The organism is Rudaea sp., from assembly GCF_036560865.1.
In the GTDB taxonomy this organism is placed as follows: domain Bacteria; phylum Pseudomonadota; class Gammaproteobacteria; order Xanthomonadales; family Rhodanobacteraceae; genus Rudaea.
The window spans coordinates 1-4,419 of sequence record NZ_DATBQK010000127.1; the positions used below are offsets into that span (position 1 = coordinate 1).

At 63.2% G+C, this 4,419-nt stretch carries 5 protein-coding genes; 2 read left to right on the plus strand and 3 right to left on the minus strand.

Going from position 1 to position 4,419, the window contains the following annotated elements:
- From VIE67_RS12545 to VIE67_RS12555, 3 genes are all read right to left on the minus strand, one after another.
- Positions 1-392 (minus strand): DUF489 family protein (locus tag VIE67_RS12545; RefSeq protein WP_332026726.1); only part of this gene is annotated, 392 nt, incomplete at its 3' end.
- Entirely contained in the window at positions 389-1,516 is a 1,128-nt protein-coding gene (mnmA, locus tag VIE67_RS12550; protein WP_332026728.1) for a tRNA 2-thiouridine(34) synthase MnmA, read from the minus strand. The genes VIE67_RS12545 and mnmA, both read right to left, overlap by 4 nt.
- Positions 1,513-2,004, minus strand: coding sequence for an NUDIX hydrolase (locus VIE67_RS12555; protein WP_332026730.1), 492 nt, complete (start codon positions 2,002-2,004; stop codon positions 1,513-1,515). Before VIE67_RS12555 ends, mnmA begins: the two co-directional genes overlap by 4 nt.
- 173 nt (positions 2,005-2,177) lie before the next feature.
- On the opposite strand from VIE67_RS12555, the gene clpS reads away from it, so the two are divergent.
- Positions 2,178-2,504, plus strand: a complete 327-nt coding sequence (clpS, locus tag VIE67_RS12560) for an ATP-dependent Clp protease adapter ClpS (RefSeq protein ID WP_332026732.1) — start codon at positions 2,178-2,180, stop codon at positions 2,502-2,504.
- A 71-nt stretch (positions 2,505-2,575) separates the two neighbouring features.
- Positions 2,576-4,419, plus strand: a 1,844-nt coding sequence (locus VIE67_RS12565; protein WP_332026734.1) for an AAA family ATPase, incomplete at its 3' end; no start/stop codon positions are given.

The following is a 4,419-nucleotide window of genomic DNA, read 5'->3' on the forward strand; positions in this document are numbered from 1 at the left end:
TACAGCTGTGCAAGACGCGCCATCACAATCGGGTTGGCCGGCTCCGTGCCCGCGGTCTGTTGCGCGATCGACTCGATGCCCGCGCGCAACGCGCCCAGCGTCTGCGGTCGGCGTGCGAGCTTGGCGCGCACGCGCAGCACCGTAATGGCGATGCGCGTGATCGCCAGATCGCGCTTGTCGTCGTCGAGTTGCGCGATCAGCGTTTCCAGGCCGAGGCGCAGATGGCCGATACCGCCGAATACATCCGCCGGACTCGCCGCATCGATCTTGAATACGCTGGCCAGGCTGGGCTGCATCGCCACGTCGTCGCCGCTGCCGCGCGTCGCGGTCGCACGCACCAGCGCGATCGCCTGAAACATGCCCGCCAGTGCGATGACTCGTTCTTCCCTCACGTCCTGCTCCGCAGTCCGCCAAATGGCGCATCGGTCGTGTCGATCACGCCGCCGCCAAGGCATTCCTCGCCACGATAGAATACGACGGATTGGCCCGGTGTCACCGCGCGCTGTGCGCTATCGAACTCCACCTCGCATTCGCTGCCTTGCATGCGCACCGTGCAAACCTGATCGGTTTGACGATAGCGCGTCTTCGCCGTGCAGCGGAATTCGGCGGCCGGTGGCGCTGCCGCGGTCCAGTTCAACTGGCTCGCGCGCAGATGCCGCGACTGCAACCACGCGTTTTCACCGCCCTGGGCGACGTACAGCACGTTCTGCGCGACATTCTTGCCGACCACGTACCAGGCCGCGCCAGCCGCGCCGCGGCGGCCGCCGATGCCAAGGCCGTTGCGCTGGCCCAAGGTGTAATACATCACGCCGTCGTGCTCGCCGATGCGACGTTCGTCGGGCGTGCGCAGTTCGCCTTTGCGCGCGGGAATGTAGTGACCCAGGAATTCGCGGAAATCGCGCTCGCCGATAAAGCAGATGCCGGTCGAATCCTTCTTGTCGTGCGTCGGCAGCTGCGCCGCGCGTGCGAGCGCGCGCACCTCGGGCTTGGGCAGCTCACCGACCGGGAACAGGGTCGACGCGAGTTGCTCCTGGCCCAGGGTATACAAGAAATAGCTTTGATCCTTGTTCACATCGCGCCCGCGCAACAGGCGATGGCGGCCATCGAGGCAGTCGGTGCGTGCGTAATGCCCGGTCGCGATCTTTTTCGCGCCGAGCGCGCGCGCGTGTTCGAGAAACGTCTTGAACTTGATCTCGCGATTGCACAGCACATCCGGGTTCGGCGTGCGCCCGGCGCGATACTCGGCGAGAAAGGACTCGAATACCTGATCCCAGTACTCGGTAGCGAAATTGCGCGTGTGGAACGCGATGCCGAGTTTGCTGCAGACGCGCAGCGCATCGGCGCGATCACGGTCGGCCTGGCACTCGCCGAAGCGTTCGTCTTCCTCCCAGTTCTGCATAAACAGGCCGGCGATCGGGGTTTGCGTGCGCGCCAGCAACAGCGCGGCGACCGACGAATCCACGCCGCCGGACATGCCGACCATGACTGGGCCAATGTTGGCGTGCGCTGCGTTCATCGGGCTGAATGCGCGGCAGGCAGGAGCGACTGAATCGCGCTCAGCGGATGCCGCCGGCCGGCGAGCCAATCGTCGATATTGCCGAGCACCATCGGACTGCGCAGACGCGCGGATTCGGCAACGATCTCCTCACGCGTCAGCCACAGCGCGCGCACGATGCCTTCATCGAGTCTGCGCTGCGCATCGTGGACGAACGGCGTGGCGGCGAATGCGAAGCGCAGGAACTGGCGTTTACCATCCGCACTCGACCACTGGTAAATGCCGACGAGATCGGTCAGCTCGACCGTCCAGCCGGTTTCCTCCAGCGTTTCGCGCAGTGCGGCGGCGTGCAGCGTTTCGTCGGGCTCCAGGTGCCCGGCAGGCTGGTTCAGCACCAGTTCGTCGCGCACGACTTCCTCGACGATGAGAAATCGCCCGTCGCGCGCGACGATCGTGGCCACGGTCACGTCAGGCCGCCAGATCGCATCGAAGTTTACTTCGCTTTGCATCGGTCCTTGGATTGGATAGGTTGGTCTGACAAATATTACATGAGGGCCGGGTGCACCCTGCTTGCAGCGGAGAGATTGAATCGCGAAAGATGGCCACCATTTGATTGCGCTGGTCACGCGCGCGATCATCTTTCGCTCGCTATAATCGAACCGACCGAACCTACGGGAAAGCAATGCCGCAAACGCCGCACAAACAGCACGAACCTCTGCACGGCGTCGTCGTCGAGGAAGCGCGCCCTGAAGTGGAGCGTCCGCCGCTCTACCAGGTGCTGCTGCTGAACGACGATTTCACGCCGATGGACTTCGTGGTGGCGGTGCTGGAGACGTTTTTCAATATGGACCGCGAGCGCGCGACCCAGGTCATGCTCCATGTGCACACGCGCGGCAAGGGCGTCTGCGGCGTGTTCACGCGCGAAGTCGCCGAAACCAAGGTCACCCAGGTCAACGAATTTTCCCGCTCGCATCAGCACCCATTGCTGTGTACGCTTGAGAAAGCCTGATTGAATCGGGACTGGCACCCCACATATTGTTCCTTGGTCAGTAATCGCTGGCTAGAAAAAGGGTCATCACGATGTTCAGTAAAGATCTCGAGCTCACCATCGGCCAGTGCTACAAGGACGCGCGCGAGCAGCGCCACGAATTCATGACGGTGGAGCATTTGCTGCTCTCGCTGCTGGAGAATCCGTCGGCTGCCGCTGTGCTGCGCGCCTGCGGCGCCGACCTGGTCAAGCTCGGCAAGGATTTGAAAGCCATCATTGCGGAAACCGTACCGGCGCTGCCGGCCGGCGACGACCGCGATACGCAGCCGACGCTCGGTTTCCAGCGCGTGCTGCAGCGCGCGGTCTATCACGTGCAGTCTTCGGGCCGCAAGGAAGTCACCGGCGCCAATGTGCTGGTCGCGATCTTCGGCGAGAAGGATTCGCACGCGGTGTACTTCCTCAACCAACAGGAAGTCGCGCGTCTGGACGTGGTCAACTACATCTCGCACGGCGTGGCCAAGATCGGCCAGGATGCGCCCGCGCAACCGTCCGCCGACGTCGGCAAGGAAGGCGAGGGCGGCGACGAACCACGCGGCAATCCGCTGACCGACTTCGCCAGCAACCTCAACGAACTGGCCAAGCAGGGCAAGATCGATCCGCTGATCGGCCGGGTCGAGGAAATCGAGCGCACGATCCAGGTGCTGTGCCGCCGGCGCAAGAACAATCCGCTGTATGTCGGCGAAGCCGGCGTGGGCAAGACGGCGATTGCCGAAGGCCTCGCCAAGCGCATCGTCGAGGGCGAAGTGCCCGAAGTGCTCAAGGGCTGCGTGATCTACTCGCTCGACATGGGCTCGCTCGTTGCCGGCACCAAGTATCGCGGCGATTTCGAAAAACGCCTGAAAGCCGTGCTTGCGCAGCTCAAGAAGGAAGCGAACTCAATTCTGTTCATCGATGAAATCCATACGGTCATCGGCGCCGGTTCCGCTTCCGGAGGCACGATGGATGCGTCGAACCTGATCAAGCCGGTGCTCGCCTCGGGCGAACTGCGCTGCATCGGTTCGACCACGTTCCAGGAATATCGCGGCGTGTTCGAAAAGGATCGCGCACTCGCGCGGCGTTTCCAGAAGATCGACGTCGTCGAGCCGACCATCGCCGAGAGCATCGAAATCCTCAAAGGCCTGAAGTCGCGTTTCGAGGAACACCACAAGATCGAATATACCGCCGAGGCTCTCAAGGCGGCGGTCGACCTGTCGGTGAAACACATCGGCGATCGCCTGCTGCCGGACAAGGCCATCGACGTGATCGACGAGGCCGGGGCGCGCCAGCGTCTGCTGCCGGAAAACGAGCGCAAGAGCGTCGTCGACGTGCCCGAGATCGAGTTCATTGTCGCGCGCATGGCGCGCATCCCGGCCAAGCAGGTGTCGACCTCCGATCGCGACGTGCTAAAGAATCTCGAACGCAATCTGAAGATGGTCGTGTTCGGCCAGGATCAGGCGATCGAGACGCTCGCCGCGTCGATCAAGATGGCGCGCTCGGGACTCAACAACGCACAGAAACCGATCGGCAACTTCCTGCTTGCCGGACCCACCGGCGTGGGCAAGACCGAGGTCACGCGCCAGCTTGCGATGCAGTTGGGCATCGAACTGATCCGCTTCGACATGTCCGAATACATGGAAGCGCATTCGGTGTCGCGCCTGATCGGTGCGCCGCCGGGCTACGTCGGCTTCGACCAGGGTGGCCTGCTCACCGAGCAGATCACCAAGCATCCGCATTGCGTGCTGCTGCTCGACGAGATCGAGAAGGCGCATCCGGACGTGTACAACGTGCTGCTGCAGATCATGGATCGCGGCACGCTGACAGACACCAACGGTCGCGAAGCGAACTTCCGCAATGTCGTGCTGGTGATGACGACGAACGCGGGCGCGGCGCAGGCGGC